General features: G+C 58.7%; 18 protein-coding genes. 12 read left to right on the top strand and 6 right to left on the bottom strand.

Going from position 1 to position 20,041, the window contains the following annotated elements:
* Positions 1–22 precede the first annotated feature (22 nt).
* The 8 genes from TU84_RS14275 (at position 23) to TU84_RS14240 (ending at position 8,578) form a co-directional block, all read left to right on the top strand.
* Positions 23–1,912, top strand: a complete 1,890-nt coding sequence (locus TU84_RS14275) for an extracellular solute-binding protein (RefSeq protein WP_048369963.1) — start codon at positions 23–25, stop codon at positions 1,910–1,912.
* 1 nt (position 1,913) lies between these two features.
* The gene (locus TU84_RS14270; RefSeq protein WP_048369962.1) at positions 1,914–2,984 is read left to right on the top strand and encodes a microcin C ABC transporter permease YejB; all 1,071 of its coding nucleotides are present in this window, start codon (positions 1,914–1,916) and stop codon (positions 2,982–2,984) included.
* Positions 2,984–4,006, top strand: a complete 1,023-nt coding sequence (locus tag TU84_RS14265; RefSeq protein ID WP_048369961.1) for an ABC transporter permease — start codon at positions 2,984–2,986, stop codon at positions 4,004–4,006. The genes TU84_RS14270 and TU84_RS14265 overlap by 1 nt, the downstream gene beginning before the upstream one ends.
* Before the next feature lies 1 nt (position 4,007).
* The gene (locus TU84_RS14260; protein WP_048369960.1) at positions 4,008–5,588 is read left to right on the top strand and encodes an ABC transporter ATP-binding protein; all 1,581 of its coding nucleotides are present in this window, start codon (positions 4,008–4,010) and stop codon (positions 5,586–5,588) included.
* Between the two features lie 180 nt (positions 5,589–5,768).
* Positions 5,769–6,575, top strand: coding sequence for an ABC transporter substrate-binding protein (locus TU84_RS14255; RefSeq protein ID WP_048369959.1), 807 nt, complete (start codon positions 5,769–5,771; stop codon positions 6,573–6,575).
* A gap of 74 nt (positions 6,576–6,649) precedes the next feature.
* Positions 6,650–7,378, top strand: coding sequence for an amino acid ABC transporter permease (locus tag TU84_RS14250; protein WP_048369957.1), 729 nt, complete (start codon positions 6,650–6,652; stop codon positions 7,376–7,378).
* Positions 7,379–7,381: 3 nt separating this feature from the next.
* A complete protein-coding gene (locus tag TU84_RS14245; protein ID WP_048369956.1) occupies positions 7,382–8,065 on the top strand; it encodes an amino acid ABC transporter permease in 684 nt (227 codons plus the stop codon).
* Positions 8,066–8,206: 141 nt separating this feature from the next.
* Positions 8,207–8,578 (top strand): hypothetical protein, encoded by a 372-nt coding sequence (locus TU84_RS14240; RefSeq protein WP_153374377.1) that lies wholly within the window; start codon positions 8,207–8,209, stop codon positions 8,576–8,578.
* Positions 8,579–9,065: 487 nt separating this feature from the next.
* On the opposite strand, the gene TU84_RS14235 is transcribed toward TU84_RS14240, so the two are convergent.
* From TU84_RS14235 to TU84_RS14210, 6 genes are all read right to left on the bottom strand, one after another.
* Positions 9,066–10,091 carry an NAD(P)/FAD-dependent oxidoreductase gene (locus TU84_RS14235; RefSeq protein WP_048369955.1) on the bottom strand — a complete coding sequence of 342 codons (1,026 nt, stop codon included), beginning with the start codon at positions 10,089–10,091 and terminating at the stop codon, positions 9,066–9,068.
* Positions 10,084–12,240, bottom strand: a complete 2,157-nt coding sequence (locus tag TU84_RS14230) for a hypothetical protein (RefSeq protein ID WP_048369954.1) — start codon at positions 12,238–12,240, stop codon at positions 10,084–10,086. The genes TU84_RS14235 and TU84_RS14230 overlap by 8 nt, the downstream gene beginning before the upstream one ends.
* 92 nt (positions 12,241–12,332) lie before the next feature.
* Positions 12,333–12,686, bottom strand: a complete 354-nt coding sequence (locus TU84_RS14225) for a DUF3325 domain-containing protein (RefSeq protein ID WP_048369953.1) — start codon at positions 12,684–12,686, stop codon at positions 12,333–12,335.
* A gap of 1 nt (position 12,687) precedes the next feature.
* Positions 12,688–14,226, bottom strand: a complete 1,539-nt coding sequence (locus TU84_RS14220) for a PepSY-associated TM helix domain-containing protein (RefSeq protein WP_048369952.1) — start codon at positions 14,224–14,226, stop codon at positions 12,688–12,690.
* Positions 14,223–14,513, bottom strand: coding sequence for a hypothetical protein (locus TU84_RS14215; protein WP_048369950.1), 291 nt, complete (start codon positions 14,511–14,513; stop codon positions 14,223–14,225). The genes TU84_RS14220 and TU84_RS14215 overlap by 4 nt, the downstream gene beginning before the upstream one ends.
* 128 nt (positions 14,514–14,641) lie before the next feature.
* Complete coding sequence (locus TU84_RS14210; protein ID WP_048369949.1) at positions 14,642–16,900, bottom strand: TonB-dependent siderophore receptor; 2,259 nt, start codon at positions 16,898–16,900, stop codon at positions 14,642–14,644.
* A gap of 348 nt (positions 16,901–17,248) precedes the next feature.
* On the opposite strand from TU84_RS14210, the gene TU84_RS14205 reads away from it, so the two are divergent.
* The 4 genes from TU84_RS14205 (at position 17,249) to TU84_RS14190 (ending at position 19,926) form a co-directional block, all read left to right on the top strand.
* Positions 17,249–17,590: an FKBP-type peptidyl-prolyl cis-trans isomerase gene (locus TU84_RS14205; protein ID WP_048369948.1), complete on the top strand. Its 342-nt coding sequence runs from the start codon at positions 17,249–17,251 to the stop codon at positions 17,588–17,590.
* 57 nt (positions 17,591–17,647) lie between these two features.
* Complete coding sequence (locus tag TU84_RS14200; protein ID WP_048369947.1) at positions 17,648–18,742, top strand: DUF1615 domain-containing protein; 1,095 nt, start codon at positions 17,648–17,650, stop codon at positions 18,740–18,742.
* Positions 18,743–18,835: 93 nt separating this feature from the next.
* Positions 18,836–19,237 carry an MbcA/ParS/Xre antitoxin family protein gene (locus TU84_RS14195; RefSeq protein WP_048369946.1) on the top strand — a complete coding sequence of 134 codons (402 nt, stop codon included), beginning with the start codon at positions 18,836–18,838 and terminating at the stop codon, positions 19,235–19,237.
* A complete protein-coding gene (locus TU84_RS14190; RefSeq protein WP_048369945.1) occupies positions 19,237–19,926 on the top strand; it encodes an RES family NAD+ phosphorylase in 690 nt (229 codons plus the stop codon). The genes TU84_RS14195 and TU84_RS14190 overlap by 1 nt, the downstream gene beginning before the upstream one ends.
* Positions 19,927–20,041 lie beyond the last annotated feature (115 nt).

The following is a 20,041-nucleotide window of genomic DNA, read 5'->3' as shown; positions in this document are numbered from 1 at the left end:
CGCGGTACAAGGAAACCCCATCATGTCTTCACTCTTCCTGCCCCTGCTTCGTTCACTGCTGGTGCCTGCGCTGTCGTGCCTGTGCCTGAGTGTGAGCGCCGCGCCCAGCCAGGCGCTGACGGTGTACGGCGAAGCAGCCAAATACCCGGACAACTTCCAGCACTTCGATTACGTCAATCCCGACGCGCCCAAAGGCGGCTCGCTGAGCCGGGCCTCGATGGAAATCGGCCAGTTCAACTACATCGTCCCTTACATCGACCAAGGCACCGGCGTCGCACAGGTGGATGACTGGTTGTACGCGCCCCTGGCCTTTCGCTCACTGGACGAGCCTTACACCGTCTATGGCCTGATTGCGCAAAAGATGGAGCGCGACCCGGACGGCCTCTGGGTGCGCTTCTACCTGAACCCCAAGGCCCGCTTTGCCGATGACACCCCCATCACCGCGCAAGACGTCGCCTTCACCTACAACACCCTGATGACCAAGGGCAGCCTGGGCTACCGCATGGTCTATGGCGAGGTCAAAGACGTGGTCGTCGAAGGCCCGTTGCAAATCCGCTTCGACTTCAAGAACAACCAGAACCGCACCCTGGCCCTCGACCTGGCCAGCCTGCGGGTCATGCCCGAACACTGGTGGAAGACCCGCGACTTCGCCACTGGCGGCGGCTTCGAACCACCGCTGGGCAGCGGCCCGTATTCGGTGTCGCAAGTCGACCCCGGCCGCAGCATCACCTTTGAGCGCAACAAAAACTGGTGGGCCAAAGACTTGCCCGTGAGCAAGGGCATGTACAACTTCGACCGCCTGACGGTGAACTTTTACAGCGACACCGACATCGCCCGGCAACTGCTCAAGGCCGGTGCGTTTGACTACAACCGCGAGTTCTCAGCCACCGGTTTCAGCATTGGCTACGACAGCCCGGCGCTGACCGACGGGCGCCTGCAACGCGGGGTGTTTGCCAAAGACAAACCGGGCGCTGCACAAGGCTTTGCCTTCAACCTGCAAAACCCGTTTTTTCAGGACCGCCGCGTTCGCCAGGCGTTGAGCCTGCTGTGGGACTTTGAGTGGACCAACAAGCAGATGATGCGCAACTTCTATGTGCGCCAGCAGAGCTACTTCCCGAAGAGTGAAATGGCCGCCACCGAATTGCCCGATGCCCGCGAGCTGGAAATTCTCGAACCGCTGCGCGGCAAGATCCCCGACGAGGTGTTTACACAGGTTTATCAGGCGCCGAAAACCGATGGCAGCGGCTACATTCGCGACAAACAACTGCAAGCCCTGGCATTGCTCAAACAAGCCGGCTGGACACCCAAAGACAACAAACTGGTCAACGCCAAGGGAGAGCAACTGAGCTTCACCTTTCTCGACGGCCAGGGCGGCTTCGACCGCATGATCATGCCGTACAAGCGCACCCTGGCGCAGATCGGCATCAACATGGACATCCGCAAGATCGACTCTGCGCAGTACATCAACCGCCTCAACGCCCGTGACTACGACATGATCGTGGTGGGCTTCCCGCGCAGTGGCCAGCCCATTGTTTCGCCGGGCCGCGAAATGTACGACATGTACGGCTCCAGCAGCGCCACCCAGCCCGGCGCGTCCAACGCTTTTGTGCTGCGTGACCCGGCCGTCGACACCCTGCTCGACGGGCTGGTGCAAGCCAACAGCCGCGAGGAGATGGTGCATTACGCCCGTGCCCTCGATCGGGTCTTGCAATGGGGTTACTACATGATCCCCAACTACTACTCCATCGGCACCCCGACCGTGTACCAGAACCGCTTCGGTCGCCCGGCACTGGAGCCCAAGTACGACGAGGGCTTGAACACCTGGTGGGAAGTCAGCAAAACCGCGCAAAGCAACGCGCAGTTCAACAAGGCCAACGCGCCTGCTTCCAATACTCCGGCAGAGAATCATTAAGATGTGGCATTACATCAGTCGTCGCTTATTGCTCATCATCCCCACCCTGCTGTGCATTCTGGTGGTCAACTTTTTGATCGTGCAGGCCGCTCCCGGTGGCCCGGTGGATCAGGCCATTGCCCGTTTGCAGGGGTTCAGTGGTGCCTCCGTCGGCGGCGGTGGCGGCGAAATGGCCGCCCACAGCGCTGGCGCCAGCCGTAGCAGCCGCGGCCTTGACCCGGCACTTATCGAAGAAATCACCAAGCATTACGGCTTCGACAAACCCATGCACGAGCGCTTGTGGCTGATGCTCAAGAACTACGCGCAACTGGATTTCGGCAGCAGTTTTTTTCGCGGCTCCACGGTCACCGACCTGATCTTGCAAAAGCTCCCGGTGACGATTTCGCTGGGGTTCTGGGCCACGTTCATCACCTACCTGGTGTCGATCCCGCTGGGCATTCGCAAGGCCATTCACAACGGCAGTGCCTTTGACATGTGGACCAGCACCGCAATCATCGTCGGCTACGCCATGCCCGCGTTCCTGTTCGCCATTTTGCTGATTGTGGTCTTCGCCGGGGGCAGTTACCTGAGCTGGTTCCCGATACAAGGGCTGGTCTCGGATAACTTCGACAGCCTGAGCTTTTTCGGCAAGATCGCCGACTACTTGTGGCATATGGTGCTGCCGGTGAGCGCGCTGGTGATCGGCGGCTTTGCGACCCTGACCATCCTCACTAAAAACAGCTTTTTGAATGAAATCAGCCGCCAGTACGTGGTCACCGCACGGGCCAAAGGCCTGACCGAAAAACGCGTGCTCTACGGCCATGTGCTGCGCAACGCCATGCTGCTGGTGGTGGCCGGGATTCCCCAGGCGTTGATCGAGGTGTTCTTCGCCGGCTCCTTGCTGATCGAAACCATCTTCAACCTCGACGGCATTGGCCGCATGAGCTACGAAGCCGCGGTGTCACGCGACTATCCCGTGGTGTTTGGCACGCTGTTTCTGTTCACCCTGTTCGGGCTGCTGATCAAGCTGATCGGCGACATTTGCTACACCCTGCTCGACCCCCGTATCGACTTCTCGGCGAGGAATGCCTGATGTTTACCCTCTCTCCTCTGGGCCGTCGACGCCTCGCCCACTTCAAAGCCAACCGCCGTGGCTGGTGGTCGCTGTGGTTATTTGTCGGCCTGTTTGTGCTGTGCCTGGGCGGTGAATTGATCGCCAACGACAAACCGCTGGCCGTGCATTACAAAGACCATTGGTACTTTCCGATTGTGTCGCACTACAGCGAAACCGACTTTGGCGGCGAGCTGCCCTTTGAGCCGGACTACAGCAGCGATTACGTTCGCAAGTTGATCACCGACCAGGGCGGCTGGATGCTTTTTGCGCCCATTCCGTTCAGCTACGACACGGTCAACTACGACCTCAAAGAACCGGCGCCCAGCCCACCGAGCGCAACTAACTGGCTGGGCACTGACGAACAGGCCCGTGACGTGCTGGCCCGGGTGATTTTTGGCGCGCGAATTTCCATTTTGTTCGCCTTGATCCTCACCGCAGTCAGCGCCTTGATCGGCATTACCGCCGGTGCCTTGCAGGGTTTTTATGGCGGCCTGGTGGACCTGATTGGCCAGCGTCTGCAAGAAGTCTGGGCCGGGCTGCCGGTGCTGTACTTGCTGATCATTTTGTCGGGCTTTGTGGCACCGAGCTTTTGGTGGCTGCTGGGCATCATGGCGCTGTTCAGTTGGCTGGCGTTGGTAGACGTGGTGCGCGCCGAGTTTTTGCGCGGGCGCAATCTGGAATACGTCAAAGCCGCACGGGCGCTGGGGCTGACCAATGGCGCGCTGATGCGTCGGCACATTTTACCCAACGCCATGACCTCGACCCTGACGTACATCCCGTTCATTTTGACCGGCGCGATTGCCACCCTCACCGCTCTGGATTTTCTCGGCTTCGGCATGCCGCCCGGCACCGCCTCGCTGGGTGAGCTGATCGGTCAGGCCAAACGCAACCTGCAAGCCCCGTGGCTGGGCCTGACTGCGTTCTGCGTACTGGCGCTGATTTTGTCGTTACTGGTGTTTATCGGTGAAGCCTGCCGTGACGCGTTTGATCCCCGGAGTTGAGATGAACGACACATTGATTGAAATACGTGACCTGCGCGTCGGCTTTGCCGGGCGTGAAGTGGTGCACGGCATCAACCTGGATATTCACCGGGGTGAGTGCCTGGCGCTGGTGGGCGAATCGGGCTCGGGCAAGTCGGTGACGGCGCACTCGATCCTGCGCCTGTTGCCGGGCAAGAGTGTGCAAACCCAAGGCAGCATCCGCTACAACGGCACCGACCTGGTAAACGCCAGCGACAGCCAGTTGCGCAGCCTGCGCGGCAATCGCATCGCGATGATTTTCCAGGAGCCGATGACCTCGCTCAACCCGCTGCACACGGTTGAAAAGCAAATCAGCGAAGTGCTGATCACCCATAAAGGCTTGAAAAAACGCGCCGCCCGCGAACGCACCCTGGAACTACTGACCCTGGTGGGTATTCGCGACCCGCACAAACGCCTCAATGCGTATCCGCATCAGCTGTCTGGCGGCCAGCGCCAGCGGGTGATGATCGCCATGGCGCTGGCCAACGAACCTGAATTGTTGATCGCCGACGAGCCGACCACCGCGCTGGACGTCACCGTGCAGCAGAAGATTCTTGAACTGCTGATCGACCTGCAACAGCGCCTGGGCATGTCGTTATTGCTGATCAGCCACGACCTCAACCTGGTGCGCAAAATCGCCCAGCGCGTGTGCGTGATGCGCGGCGGTGAAATTGTCGAGCAGGCCACCTGCGAAGCGTTGTTCCGCGCCCCGCAACACCCCTATAGCCGCATGCTGATCGAGGCCGAACCCAGCGGCAGCCCGGTGCCCTGCGATTACCGGCACAACCTGCTGGAAGTCGACGATTTGAAAGTCTGGTTTCCCCTGCCCAAGCCCCTGTTCAGTCGCGAGCGGCATTACGTGAAGGCCGTGGACGGGGTCAGTTTTGAGCTGAAAAAAGGCAAGACCCTGGGCATTGTTGGCGAGTCCGGCTCGGGCAAATCGACCTTGGGCCAGGCGATCTTGCGGTTGGTGGAGTCTGAGGGCGACATCCGTTTTGGCAACAAACAGCTCAACCTGCTTAATCAGGACCTGCTGCGTCCGTTGCGTCGGCAAATGCAGGTGGTGTTCCAGGACCCCTTCGGCAGCTTGAGCCCGCGCATGTCGGTGCAGCAGATCATCAGTGAGGGTTTGCTGGCTCACGACATCGGCACCGAACAAGAACGTGAAGCCGCGGTGATTCGCGTGCTGCAAGAGGTGGGGCTCGACCCGGAGAGCCGCCACCGCTACCCGCACGAATTCTCGGGCGGCCAGCGCCAGCGCATCTCCATCGCCCGGGCGCTGATCATGGAACCGGCCCTGATCCTGCTCGACGAACCGACCTCGGCACTGGACCGCACCGTGCAAAAACAAGTGGTGGATTTACTCCGTGACTTGCAGGCCCGGCATGGCCTGACCTACCTGTTTATCAGCCACGATCTGGCGGTGGTGCATGCCCTGGCCCACGACATGATCGTGATCAAGGACGGCAAAGTGGTGGAACAAGGTGACGCGCAAACCCTGTTCGACAACCCGCAACACCCGTACACCCGCGAGCTGTTACAAGCGAGCAGCGTAACGGTTTGAACCGGCTGTAGGAGCGAGCTTGCCTCGCGATCTTTTGATCTTTTAAAAGATCGCGAGGCAAGCTCGCTCCTACAGACATATAAGCAAATGGAATATTTAAATCGTTTTATATTCTTTTTTAAAAGATTATTTTCCTGCAAAACTCTCGTCATAAATCTTCTAACTCATGATGAGAACGAAATGAAAAAACTCACTGCCCTCACCGCGCTGACATTGGCTGTTTTGTCGGGCCTGGCCCACGCTGATCGTCTGGATGACATCAAAAAGTCCGGCGTACTGCGCGTGGCTTCGTTTGACAGCAACCCGCCATTCGGTTTTGTGGACGCTAAAAGCAAGCAAATTGAAGGTCTGGACGTGGACTACGCCAAGGCCATCGCCGACAAGCTGGGCGTGAAACTGCAGCTGCAACCGACCAACCCGGCCAACCGCGTACCGCTGTTGCTCTCCAACAAGGTCGACCTGGTACTGGCCAACTTCACCATCACCCCTGAACGCGCCGAACAGGTGAACTTCAGCATTCCGTACTTCGCCTCGGGCCAGCAATTTATCGTCAAAAAAGGCACCCTTAAATCCGAGGAAGACCTGAACAAATGGCGCGTCGGCGTCGACAAAGGCACGGTCAACGAAGGCGTGCTGCGCGAGAAATTCCCGGGCGCCAAAGTGATTGCCTACGATGACACCCCGTTCGCCTTCACCGCCCTGCGCAATGGCAACGTCCAGGCGATTACCCAGGACGGCCCAAAACTGATCGGTTTGCTGGCCAATGTGCCGGACAAAGACAAGTACGAAGTGCCGCCGTTCACCATTTCCAATGACCTGATCGGCGTGGGCATTCCAAAAGGCGAGCAAGGTCTGACCGACGTGGTCAACCAAACCCTCACCGAGCTTGAAGCCAAAGGCCAGGCGCAAAAAATTTATGACACCTGGTTCGGCCCGGACACCAAAACTCCGCTGACCCGCCTGTACAAAATCGGCGACAAGAGCTAAGTCGCGCTAGCAACACTGAATAACCCGTCACGGACAACCGGACGGGTTTGTTTGTTTCTGGATGGACGTTGTTTATGTTCGGTGAACTGCTTGCCCCGCAATACCTGCATTGGCTGTTCGATGGTTTTGTTCTCACCCTGATCCTTTCGCTGTTGACCTGCCTGGTAGCCACCGGGCTGGGGTTTTTGCTGTGCCTGGCGAGGATCTCGCCCTCGCGCCTCTGGTCATGGCCCGCACGGGCATATCTGGCGCTGTTTCGTAATACGCCGCTGCTGGTGCAACTGTTTTTCTGGTACTTCGGGGTTACGGCGATGCTGCCCGAAGGCTTGGTGGTGTGGCTTAACCAGCCGCGCAGTCTGGACCTGGGTCTGTTCGAGCTTGAATGGCCGTCCTTTGAGTTTCTTGCCGGTTTCTGGGGCCTGATGCTCTACACCGCGGCATTTATTTGCGAGGAGTTCCGCGCAGGCGTCAGTTCGGTGCGCCTTGAGCAACGTGCCGCCGGGTTGGCGCTGGGCTTCAAGCCGGCGCAAGTGTGGCGTTACATCGTCTTCCCGCAAGCCCTGCGCACCGCACTGGGGCCCCTGCTGGGGCAATACATGAATGCCCTGAAAAACTCATCGCTGACCATGGCCATCGGCTTGGCGGAGCTGTCTTATGCGTCGCGTCAGGTCGAGACCGAAACCTTCAAGACCTTCCAGGCCTTTGGTTTCGCCACTTTGCTGTATGTGTTGAGCATCGCCCTGCTTGAAGTCATCGGGCAGTTGATTGCGCGCAGCAAGTGGTATCGGCAGGGAGTACTCTAAGCCATGGACTTTTCGGTAATTAGCGACAACCTGTCGTACTTCTTGATCGGCGCCTACCCCAACGGCCCGCTGGGCGGGGCTGCATTGACGCTGGTGTTGAGCCTGTTTTCGGGGGTGATTTCGGCCATCTTGGGCCTGTTGCTGGGCATTGCCCTGGTGATGATTCGCTCTAAAGTGCGCTGGGTATTACTCGGCGTACTGGGGTTTTTGCGGGCCATTCCGGTGCTGATGCTGATTTTCTGGAGCTACTTTCTGCTGCCGATTGTGTTCAATGTCGATGTACCGGCATTGGCCACCGTGGTCTGCGCCCTGTCGTTGATTGGCGGCGCCTACCTTGCGCATTCGGTGTACGCGGGCATCAGCAGTTTACCGGCGGGGCAATGGGCGGCGGGCAAAGCGTTGGGGCTGGGCACATGGCAAGTGTTGCGCTTGATCATCCTGCCGCAGGCATTGCCGATGATGCTGCCTTCATTCCTCAACCAATGGATTTCACTGATCAAGGACACGTCGCTGGCGTACGTGATTGGCGTGGGGGAGCTGTCGTTTGTGGCGACCCAGGTCAGCAACCGGGTAATGGTGCACCCGACCGAGATCTACCTGTTTGTCGCGCTGGTGTACTTCGTGTTTTGCAGCAGCCTGGACCTGATTGCCAACCGGCTGATCAAGCCCAAGGCCCAGCCCCGATAACTGCTGTTACAACGTGCCATAACTATGTACCGCAAGCACACAACCAATAAGCGTTCCAATAGGTCATCGAAAGGTTTTAGCCGGCCGAATTTCTCACAGCATGAAGCTGGATAGGCCGGCTGTAATAAAAGGAGTTTTACCTTGAACATGATCGACAACAATGACGCTCCCGTGGTGGCTGGCAAAGCAGGCGCTGGCGCCTACAACGCTCAGGTGCGCGATTTTCTTAATGAACGACTCAAGCAGCACGGGACCGACTGCGAGCAACTCTACATCACCACGGTTCACAGTGTGATCGAACCCAAAGTGACGTTCAGTCAAGACTTGCTGGCACTGGGCAATGACACCCTGGAGTGGGAGACCGTGCAAGCCCATGCCGAAGGTGTGGTGGGTATTTTCAGCAAGCAGTGGACATTCGAAGACGAGCACATATTCAGCAAACTGAGCGTCTCTGATGTTGAAGCGCTCATGCACGAACTGCTGGCAGAAGCCCGGAACAAATGGTTTGCCTGATCTAGCCGCGTAGCGCTGCACAACCCCCTGTAGGAGCGAGCTTGCTCGCGATCTTTTGATCTAGATCTTGCTTTTGATCTTGATCTAAAAGGCCCCATTAAACCACGCTGGCCGAACGCAGGTTTTGCGCAGTGGGTAACCCGGCAGGACGCCGGGTTAGCCGCGACAAGGCCATGGATGGCCGATCGCGGCGGGCCTACGGAGCAAGGCCTGTGGTGAGGGCATGCCGAGCCAAAGCGAGGCACCGAGGGGTAGGGGCAAAAGCGTTTTGGTTACTTTGCCGCTTTTGCAAAGTGACGCGGCGTAAGGCCGGAACCCTAAGTGGCCGTTGCCGCAGCAACGGATATGTACTCAAGTCAAGAGCCCCCTCACCACGCCTCTCCCGAAGGAGAGGGAACCGATTGGGGGATGCTGAAGATACTCGGCGGCTTGTTTGCTGCGCGACAGCGCGGCGTCGAAGACGGGGCGGCCCCTCCTACAGCGTGAACTAATCGCACCACTCAGGTGCAAATGGATGAGTGCGATAAAACTCACTCATTTTGAGCCGATCACGATTAAACCAGTCGTTGATCCAGTACTGATATTGCTGCTGGATGCTTAGCACCTGCCAAGGGGTGCTCAGGGACTCAACCACAGCATGCGCAGCCATCATGCCCGTCATCAGTGCCTTGAGTACGCCGTGCCCGGATGAAGGGTCGAGCACGAAAGCAGAATCGCCCGCGATAAAAAAACCGTCGCCACTGGCCTGCTGACAGAGCCGCCAAGTCACATCAGCACCGCGCACGGGACCACTGGCACGCAACGGTTTGAAAACCGCTGGCGGGACAGCCTGATGGTGGCCCGCGTTGGTAAAACACAGGCGCGTCCAGTGGTAGAAATCACTGTGAATCTTCGCCATCCAGTACCAGCCAAACGGATCAGCATCTATCCCGCACACCTCAGCGCCTTCAGGCAAGTCGCCCGTTGCATAGCCATAGTGGGCGAGCAACCGGGGGGAATAAGTGCGCCAGGGCAAGCCCAGCTGGCGCGACAACCAGCCATTGCCTCCGCTGGCGTCAATGACCCATGCCGCCAGCAGGTCACCTTGTGCCGTGCTGACACCGCAGACTTGCTGCCGGTCGTGCAGCACACCCAGCACTCGACACGGCTGCACCACGTCAACGCCCAAACCGGCGGCACGGGCCAAGAGCAGGCTGTCGAGTATCTCGCGCGGGATTTGATACCCCAGCGCCGGCCCGCTAGCGCTCTCACCAAACGCGCTGAACAAACGCTCCCCCGCCCATTTCACGGCATGGCCCGGGTGACGCAAAAAGCCGCCCTGGTTGATTGCTTGCGCGATACCAAGTTGGTCCAGCACGGCCTCAACCCCGGGGGGCAATGTTTCTCCTGGACGAGTGCGAGGGAAAACCGCTTGCTCCAGCAATGTCACCCGCAACCCGCGCTGCGCACATAAAATGGCGGCAGCCGTACCGGCCGGGCCGGCGCCAACAATGACCACATCCCGATCAGCCACGCGGTGTTATCTGCCAGGGTTGGTCGTTGCGCTTTATCAGCAAGGACTCATCACCGATATAAAGCTCAACCAGTTCGAGTACCTCTATGTGCCGCTTGGTGTAATCGGCGGGGGGCGAGATGGTGCCGTAGCGGTAAATCCGAAAGAAAAACACCTGTTCCTGCAACAGGGACCATGCTTTTAAATCGGCTCTTGGCAACGCCCAGTCAACGCCATCGACCGACGTGAAGGACAACACTGACCACAGGCCCTGTTCTGCACGGGTATTGGCATCTACTGCGGCATAGGCTGACTGCATGGCCAGAATCCGCTGCTGATACTCGGCTTGGGAGGTCTGCCCTGTCAGGTGCAACGACAATTGCCCGTCCAGTGCATTACGGGTGTAATCGCTGTACGCATACGCCGTGCATTCGACCACTTGACGCCCATCCACGGTGATCAGGCGCGGCCCCGTCAGCCCATCCCAGGACGTTTGCTCCAGCAACCCTATTTCGGCATCCGTCAGAGGAATAATCGTCGGTTTGGACACATAGGGCTCAAAGGTCCTTGCGCTGTCCGGGGTGACTGCAGGCCAGTAGCCCCCGGCTGCCGAGCAGATCCGCACATCCTCTGTGAACGGGCTGCCCAGCAAATAAGCACACAAGTACTTAGTTACAAACCCTTGGCCATCACCGGCAATCTCCCAACCGGGGCTGAAGGTGCCCGCCGCCGTGTCCGCCAGACAGGACTGGCGCTTTGCACTCGCCGAATCGCCAACGGTTTGCCCTTGCTCCGAAGGTGCACCTGCGGTCAATACAGCCGTGATGCTTTTGTCTTCGAGGACAAAATGCCCGCCCATCAGGTCAGGATTACCCGCAACTCGTCGCTCAGAAAGCGCCTGCAATGTGACGTACCAAATTGGCTCGGGAAAGCCTTGCTCTTGCGCCCATTCGCCCAACTGAGCTTGCCCGCAGGCCGGGTAGAAATCGGGCGCGGCCAGAATCGAATAGGCCGCCACATTCAACCCGATAGCGGCATTCAAGGCAGGGCAATGAGCCTTGACCCAACCTTCGGCAGTGAAGTCGATAAAGTGCAGAACGTGATAGTTGCCCGCCTCGACAATCGCCTCGACGTCCGGCTCGTTGTTTAAATCGCGAATTGAACCGTCGTCCAGCAGTTGATAGCGTTTATTGATGATGTAATCAAAGTTGGCCTTGGGCGGAACGCTGAAAGAAACCGGCTTGCCTTGGTATTCAGCGGGTTCAACCAGCCTGGGTTTCGCAACCGGTACGCATAAACCCGGCCCGTTCAGCTGACTGTCTGCCCACTCGGCAAGGGCTTGAGTCTGCACAAATGGCGGCTGCGAGATGTCGGGCTCGAACCAGTCCGCCTCTTGGCCTCTGCGCAGATGAAACTGGCGCAGCTTTTCATTGACGTGAAAAGCCTGCAGGTCTGCTTGCAGGTCAAAACCGTCAATGCATTGCGTGCCGTTGAACACTTTGTGCAAGGGCCGCCAAAAATCCAGTTGGTCGTCTCCCTCGACCCATCCTGGCCCCGTCTGTCCTTTATCCCGTACGGCCACATAGACACCGAAGCGCGCAGGGATAACCCGCATAGCCTGTGGCTGCGCCTCGACAAAAGGCGTGAATCCGCGCAATTGCGGGTCATACAGGGCGGGCGCAGTGCCGACGCGGGCAATGCCTGTGCGACAAAAGCACAGGTCGGCATGCTGGTGGTGAGGGGTATCGGCACGGGGACGATACTCGGTGGCAAACACCACCAGCCCCAGGGTCGCGTTGGCGCCCGCCTGCGCCTGCAGCGCTTCAAGCGAAGGCAGGGCAACGCCATAGACGTAGTTGAGCAGTGTCTCGAGTTCTGCCGCAGTGGCAAAGTCGGTAAGTGCATCACCATTGGCAGCCTGCAGCACATTGGGCGACGCCAAGGCGTGGTAGAGCAAACTGCGTGCAGGGTTGCCGGCTTCGATGGCCCGTGTGCCCTGCAACGAAAAGTCTTCAAAGCCTTTAACCGAACGGTCAACCGCCAACACCTTGCTCAACTCTTCAGCCAGCGGGCGGGCCTGAATATCCAGACCGTGCAGCAACAACAGGTCATGCCAGCCCAAAGGCGCCAAGCGCTCGCACAGGCTTTGAACTTCATCAATCAGGGGCATACTGAAGCACTCCGCAAAATGACCGAAAACTGAGTCTGTTTGACTCAAGAGATTCGGCCATTTGCGTGGAGCTGCCTACCTGTCAAAAATACCTAAACAGACCAACGGTAAAGGCTTAACATTTCGATCACCGCCCACAGCGGGACGAACCCTAGCGGTAACCACACCGCCAGCCGTGCGCGGTACGGCAACAACATCAGCAACGCAAAGCCACTGAGCGAGATTAAACCAAACCAGCCAATGGGACCCATTGCCCAGCCCCAGGCCATGCCGCAAAAGTAGAAGCTCAACGCCAGACTCAACCACCCTGCCCCGCGCAAGGTGCGACGCAACCCGGTTGACGGCGGTTTGTTCCAGACTTGCTTGTAATGGCGCTCAAGCCCTTGGCACAGGGCAAGCATGCCGATATAGGCAAAAGCCCAGGCCGCAATGTAATTTGCCAGCATCTCAGTTCACCTCCGCCAACACAGTTGCCTTTTTACGCGGCACCCGCTCGACTTGCGGTTGCGAGACTTTCCAGCACGCCCACAACAACACGCCACCCAGAGCCATGGTGGTGAGTTCAACGCCCATGCGGCTGTGCAACGCCCACGAATGATCAACGGTCAGCAGGCTCACCAGCGGCAAGCTCAGGCACATCACCCCCGCCAGCCCCAGTTGCTCACGCCAGGCGTGCATGCGCGGGCGCAGCAAGGCATGCACCAGGGTTAAGGCCCACACACCAAAGAACACCGTCAGCTCGGCATCCGGGCGCTCAGCCATGCCCACCGGCAGCAGGTGATTGCCCCACAGGTAAGCGATACAGGCCAGGCTCAAACCCGCCATCACCGTGACGTTGACGGCCTCGATCACCCGGTAAAGCACTTGGGCCACCCGGCCTTCGCTGGCGTATTTACGGCGCCGTTTTACGGTGAACAGCACCAGCCCGGTGGCGATCATGGCGCTGCTGATCAACCCGCAAATGAAGTACACCCAGCGCATCGGGTAACCGCCAAACTGCGCAAAGTGCATACCGGAAATTACCCGGTGCGTGAGCACCGAAGCGCGCATCTCGGTCGGCCCGGACAGTTGCTCGCCCGTGACCCCGTCAAACCGCATGCCGCCGCCTTTGATCAGGGCAATGCGGTTGCCCAGAATCGGCCGGATCTGAATCTCGGCGTTGCTCATGCCAGGGTTGGTAATGCTCACCCCGCTCAACGGCCCCATAACGTCGCGGGCTTTGGCCAGCAAAGGCCCGATGGCTACCAGCGGTGCCGGTTCGGCCTGTGCCGGGCGTTTGGCTTCGACCACCGCAGGCGCAGGGTCCTGAGCCTTGAAAAACGCGTCGCGGCTGCCATCAAACAGCGCGTCCATGGCCGCTGGCATGTAGATCACCAGAAAAATCGCCAACCCGCTGTAGGTAATCATCAGGTGAAACGGCAGCAACAGCACGGCGCTGGCGTTGTGCGCGTCGAGCCACGAGCGCTGGCCTTTGGCCGGGCGAAAGGTGAAGAACTCCTTGAAGAATTTTTTGTGGATCACGATGCCGCTGATCAACGCCGCCAGCATGCCCATGGCCAGCGCACCGACCACATAAATCCCGAGCATGCCGGGCATGAACAGGGTGAAGTGGAACAGGAAAAAGAAGCGCCCACCCGCCGACTCGCGTACTGGTAAGACTTCACCGGTGTTGGGGTCCAGGGTCACCGATACGCCGTCGCGACGCCCGCCGGTCGAGGCGCGCAACTCGGGCGAACGATCATAGGGCAGGCTTACGCCCCATTGTTTGGCGTTGGGCTCATGCTCGCGCAAGTAGCTCAACCCGCGCTCCACCGCCTGTTCGTCCGTCAAGTGGTGGGCAGGCAGCTCCGGGTGCATCCAGTTGTCGATTTCTTGATCGAACACCGCCAGGCTGCCGGTCAGAAAAATCGCAAACAACAACCAGCCTACGATCAGTCCACCCCAGGTGTGCAGCCAGGCCAGAGATTGGGTGATGGTCTGTTTCATCCGAGTCGCTCCAGCAGTTGCGGCCAAAAACCGATCGCGGCCAATGGCAGCGCCAGCACGGCACCCATCCAGGCCGACCACTGATGACGCGCCATAAAGGCCCACAAAATGGCGCAGGTATAGATAGCGAACGACAACAGGCTGGCGACCAGCATTGAGTCCACGTTGTCCATTGGCAACAGCCGCGCTAGCGCCGCCGTAAAGGCATAGGTAAACACATAGCCGCCCACCATGGCGGCCAGTGCGCGAGACAGAATCGGCAGCCATGCCGACGATGCAAGTTTCATCTGTTCAATCCTTCATCAGCCCCAGCCACGGTTTTGCCAGAGCCCAATGTGACAACGGCGCGACACCTGCAAAGGATGTCGCGCCTGTTATTGCCTGCACCCAAACAGCGGTCAGGCCAATGCTGTGATCAGAACGAGGTGGTCACCGACGCAAAGTAGGCACGGCCCGCTTCGTTGTAGGTCTGGGCGCCCGCCTCGTCAGCGTTGCCTTTGCGGTACAGCTGCTTGTCGAGCAGGTTGTTGATGCCCACCCGCACGCTCAGATTTTTGTTGAACTCATAGCCGCTGCTCAGCCCCACCAAGCCATACGGGTCAACCGACTGCTGCACCGATTTGTCCAGTGACTCGTTGGCGCGCATGTTGTACTTGGGCGCCTTCTGCTCGCCGTAGTACGTGCCGCTGACCTGGAACGAAAGCTGCTCGGTGGCGTACCAGTCCAGGGTGGTGTTGAGCGTGTACTTGGGAATGATACTCAATGGCTCGCCGGTTTTCTTGTCTTTGCTGTCGATCATGTAGGTCAGGTTGGTGTTCCAGTCCAGGTCCTTGCGCAGGTTGACGAACAGGTTGCCCTCAACCCCTTGCACGATGGCCTTGCCGCTGTTTTCCCACTGCAATACACGACGGCCGTTGGGCAGACGGAAGGCGGATTCGTTGCTGGCATTGATCTTGTTCTGGTAGTCGTTACGGAAGTACGTCGCGCTGGTGCGCCAGTTGCCTTTGTCAAACGCCAGACCGATCTCTTTGTTGATACTGATTTCCGGTTTGAGGTCCGGGTTACCCACCAGGTAGCAACCTCCCAGATTGACTTCTACCGAGCTGCAACCGTTACCACGGCTGTACAACAGATAGTTGGGGTTGGACTGGTACAGGTTCGGGGTTTTGTAGGCCCGGGCAATACCGCCTTTAAGGCTCAGCTCATCAGTGATCTGGTGCGAAGCGTTGAGGCTCGGGCTCCAGTTGCCACCAAACTTGTCGTGGTGGTCGTAGCGCAGGCCCGGCGTAACGATAGTTTTGGACCCGGCTTCAAGGTTGTCCTCAACGTAAAACGCGTAGCTGTTTGCGGTGGACTTGGTCTGGGTGCGGTCAGTGCCCGGAATACCCGCAGTACCGTCGACGCCCGGGTCCCAGCTTTGTGGACGCAACGAGCCCGGATCATTCAGCGACTCGTACAGGTATTCACCACCCAGGGTCAGCACCTGATGGGTGTAAAAGTCCAGCGGCAAGTTGGCTTCAGCCTTGGCCCGGGTGTTGCGCAGGCGCGACTGGAAGCTGCCGGCCGACTCAGATGGCGCACCTTCACCGTAGCCCGCCAAGCCTTCGTTCAAACGCGAGTTGCGGGTCAGGTCATGGCTGAGCATGGCCATGGTGGTGCCCCAGTCAAACGAGCCATTGTGGGTGGCCGAAAACATGCTGCGTTGCAGTACCGAGGTTTCTTTGCCGTACAGGCTGTTAACGAAATCCCCCCCGCTGTTGAGCATGGTATCGCCCGCGTAGATATTGCCCTGGCGGCTGTAGCTGGCCTCAAGGTCCAGGGATTGCTCCGGGGTGAACTGCCAGCTCAACAAGCCGTTGACGTCTTTGTTGCGCACGCCTTCACGGCCTGCCACCACGCTGTCAGCGTAGGCCTGCTCGCTGGTATTGATGCGCGCGTCATCCGCGTCGGTTTTGCTCAGGCCGCCATACACGCGAAACACCAGGTCGTCGGTGAGCGGGCCGCTGAGGTTGAAGTTGGTACGTTTGCTGATGCCTTCTGCGCTGTCATCCGGGGACAGGTAGTAGGCCGTCAAAGAGCCGCCGAGTTTGTCGGTCGGCCGCTTGGTGATAATGTTGACCACCCCGCCCATCGCGCCTGAGCCGTAACGGGCAGCCGCCGGGCCGCGGAGGATTTCGATACGCTCCACTTCTTCGGCCGGTACCCAGTTGGTTTCGCCACGGGTATCGCGGTCGCCGCTCCAGCCGTAACGTTGGGCGTTACGCGAAGAAGACGGCTTGCCGTCGATCAGGATCAAGGTGTTTTCCGGGCCCATGCCACGCAAGTCAATCTGGCGGTTGTTACCGCGTGCGCCACTGGAACTGTTGCCGGTGAGGTTAACCCCGGGCTCACGACGGATGATGTCGGAAAGATCATTGGCCGGCGGACGTTTTTTAATGTCTTCAGCAGTAATGATCGACACGCCCGGCGCCTGCTTCAATTCTTCAGCGGCGGTGCCCAACACACGGGTTTCTTCAAGTTGCAGCGCCTGCTTGCTGCCATCTACCGGCAGGTCGCTGGCCTCCACGGGCACTTCATCGCGTTCACGCTCCAGCGCATCGGCGAGCAAGGTCGGTGAAGCCAGTGCGGCCACAATAGCCAGTGAAAATTGACTGCGTTTGAATCGAGACGACATGTCCAGTTGATCCCTTAACAATGGAGTGTGCTCAGCAGGCCAAAGGCTGGAATGGCTGGGCACGATTCCCTCAAAGGATCTCGTCTTGCTTAGCTCACCCCGGCGCTGCCAGGGCGACAATAGTAACCATTCTCAATTGAGAGTAAAGCGCGAATGACAATTATCCTCATTGACAAGTTCCGCAAACCCTTTGTTTTAGAGCCTTGTCCTACGAAAAAATAATTTAAAACTGATTGCCAAACGGGCCGCATCCTGAGAAAAACCGCGCAATCTCAGCTCGCCTCGCGAAAGATCAAAAGATCGCGAGGCAAGCTCGCTTCTACACGTTTTAATTTCGAGTCCTGCACCATGAACAACGAACTTCAGATCACCGACCTCGCACTGGGCGAAGGCAAAGCTGCCGTCAAAGGCGCCCTGATCACCACGCACTACACCGGCTGGCTCGCAGATGGCACGGTGTTCGACTCCTCCCATGAGCGCGGCAAGCCGTTCCAGTGCGTGATTGGCACAGGCCGCGTCATTAAGGGCTGGGACCAGGGCCTGATGGGGATGAAAGTGGGCGGCAAGCGCAAACTGCAAGTTCCCGCGCACTTGGCCTATGGTGAAAGAAGCATGGGCAAACACATCACACCGAACTCGGACCTCACGTTTGAGATCGAACTGCTGGAAGTGCTGACACGAGACGATTGATACGTCAGCACATCGTTCTATTTTTTGGGGAGTTAAGCGTTAGTGAATCGATTTTTCATGCAGGTATTAACGCTTTCTTTGCCCATTGTGATCGCCGGGTGCAGCAGCCAAAGCACCCAGACGCTACCCGGTCGCACGCCCGAACAGGCGCGTGCGCGATTGCTTCAACTGCTGCCCGCCAACGTTGCGGATCGCCAGGGCTGGGCCAACGACATTTACACCGCCTTCGCCGCGCAAAAGCTTGAGCCCAACGACGAAAACCTGTGCTCGGTGCTGGCCGTGACTGAGCAAGAGTCGACTTTTCAGGCAGACCCGCCGGTGCCCAACCTGGCAAAAATTGCCCGCAGCGAAATCAATCGGCGCGCGGGCAAACTGCACATCCCGGAGTTCGTGGTGCGCAGCGCACTGAACATCACCTCGCCAACGGGCAAAACCTATAACCAGCGCCTTGATGCGGCACGCACCGAAGGCCAGTTGAGCGCCATCTTCGATGACTTTATCGGCATGGTGCCACTGGGCAAAAACCTGTTTGGCAGCCTCAACCCGGTGCATACCGGCGGGCCCATGCAGGTCAGCATCGCCTTTGCCGAGAAACACGCCCAGAATTACCCCTACCCGATACCGGGCACGATTCGTCAGGAAGTCTTTACCCGTCGTGGCGGCATGTACTTTGGTACTGCCCATTTGCTCGGCTACCCGGCCGACTACACGCAATCGCTGTATCGCTTTGCTGACTTCAATGCGGGCTGGTACGCCAGTCGCAATGCCGCGTTTCAGAATGCCGTGAGCCAGGTGTCAGGCATACAGCTGGCACTGGATGGCGACGTGACCATCCCCGGCTCTTACGCCGTAGGCTCCACCGAACGCGCCGTTCGCGTGCTCGGCAAGCAACTGGGCTTGAGCGATAACCAGATCCGCCAGCAGTTGCTCAAAGGTGACCGCCTTGAATTTGAGCAGACCGAGGTCTATCGCAAAGTCTTTGCCCTTGCCGACCGCCAACAGGCCAAACCGGTGCCCCGCGCCGTGTTGCCGGGCATCACCCTGCAAAGCCCTAAAATCACCCGCAACCTCACCACCGCCTGGTTTGCCCAGCGTGTTGATGAACGCCGCCAGCGGTGTATGAACAAGGCCAAGTCGCTGCCCAACACATAAAGCAATGGATTACCCAGTTCACATGCGGATACATTCATTGTAATTATCCAGATACGGTGTAGCCTCCAAGGTATCAACGCTTTGGAGGCCACCATGCATTTAGTCGCCCACAACACCCGGCCCGATATCACCAGCGGTGATGCGGGCCGTGTCGCCCTGACGTTCTTCTTCAATTTGATGGAGCACTGGGGTTGCAGCAAAGATCAGCAATGCACCCTGCTCGGCGCTATCGGCAACACCACGTACTTCAAGTACAAAAAACTGCCGAATGTTCGCCTGCCCCACGACACCCTTGAGCGTATTTCGTACCTGATGGGCGTGCACAAAGCGCTGCGCATCCTGTTCAGCAATCAGCCCGAGCGGGCTTACGAGTGGGTCCACAAAGCCAACAACACCGCGCCATTCAACGGCCAAAGTGCGTTGAGCTACATGCTCGGCGGCCAAGTGGTCGACCTGGCAGATGTGCGCCGCTATCTGGATGGGGTGCGGGGCTGATGCCAGACACCTCGTTGTTAAGCGTGCTGCCCGAGTGGAACAACGCTTATCGCATCATCAACAGTGCATTCCCGCCCATTTCGGTGTTTGAGGACACCCTTGACCCGGCCGATCTGGACATCGCCTTTGCCCTCGAAAGCCTGACCAATGACCGCCTGCGCGACCAGGCCGGGGTCCTTAACCGCGTGCATCCACAAGACCGCCTGTGTGGAGAAGGCTCGACCCCGATCATGGCGGCTTTTACCCATATCGGCCGTGCCAGCCGCTTCACCGATGGCAGTTACGGGGTTTATTACTGCGCCAACAGCCTTGACGCCGCCATCGCCGAGACCCGCTTTCATCAGGAGCAATTCTGGCGCGCCACTCAGCAAGCGTGCATCGAAATCACCCTGCGCACCTACATCAACACCGTGCTTGAGCCAATGATCGATATACGCGCCGAACCCGCATTGCACCACCCTTCCCTGTCCAGTTATGGCACGTCGCAAGCCTTTGCCAAACAACACCGCGAGGCCTCGGCCTGGGGGCTGCTGTACAACAGCGTGCGCCTTGCCGGCCACGAATGCGTAGCAGCCTTTCGCCCGCCTGCGCTTTCGATTCCACGCCAAGGCCCGCATTTTCGCTATGTGTGGGATGACAAAACTCAGACCATCACCTGGGTGCTGCAAGTGAGCGAAGTCACGTTCTGATCACGTCGCTGTAAAACTTGGTAACAGGGGGTTTATTTAGCCCTCACAACTCGCCTATTGTCAGTGCATGGCCGAAGTGGATGAGCAGGACCGGCGCGGGCGCCATAGCCCCCTT

Source organism: Pseudomonas helleri, assembly GCF_001043025.1.
GTDB lineage: Bacteria > Pseudomonadota > Gammaproteobacteria > Pseudomonadales > Pseudomonadaceae > Aquipseudomonas > Aquipseudomonas helleri.
The sequence above is the reverse complement of the archived record's forward strand: the minus strand, read 5'-3'. Positions and strand labels throughout refer to the sequence as shown.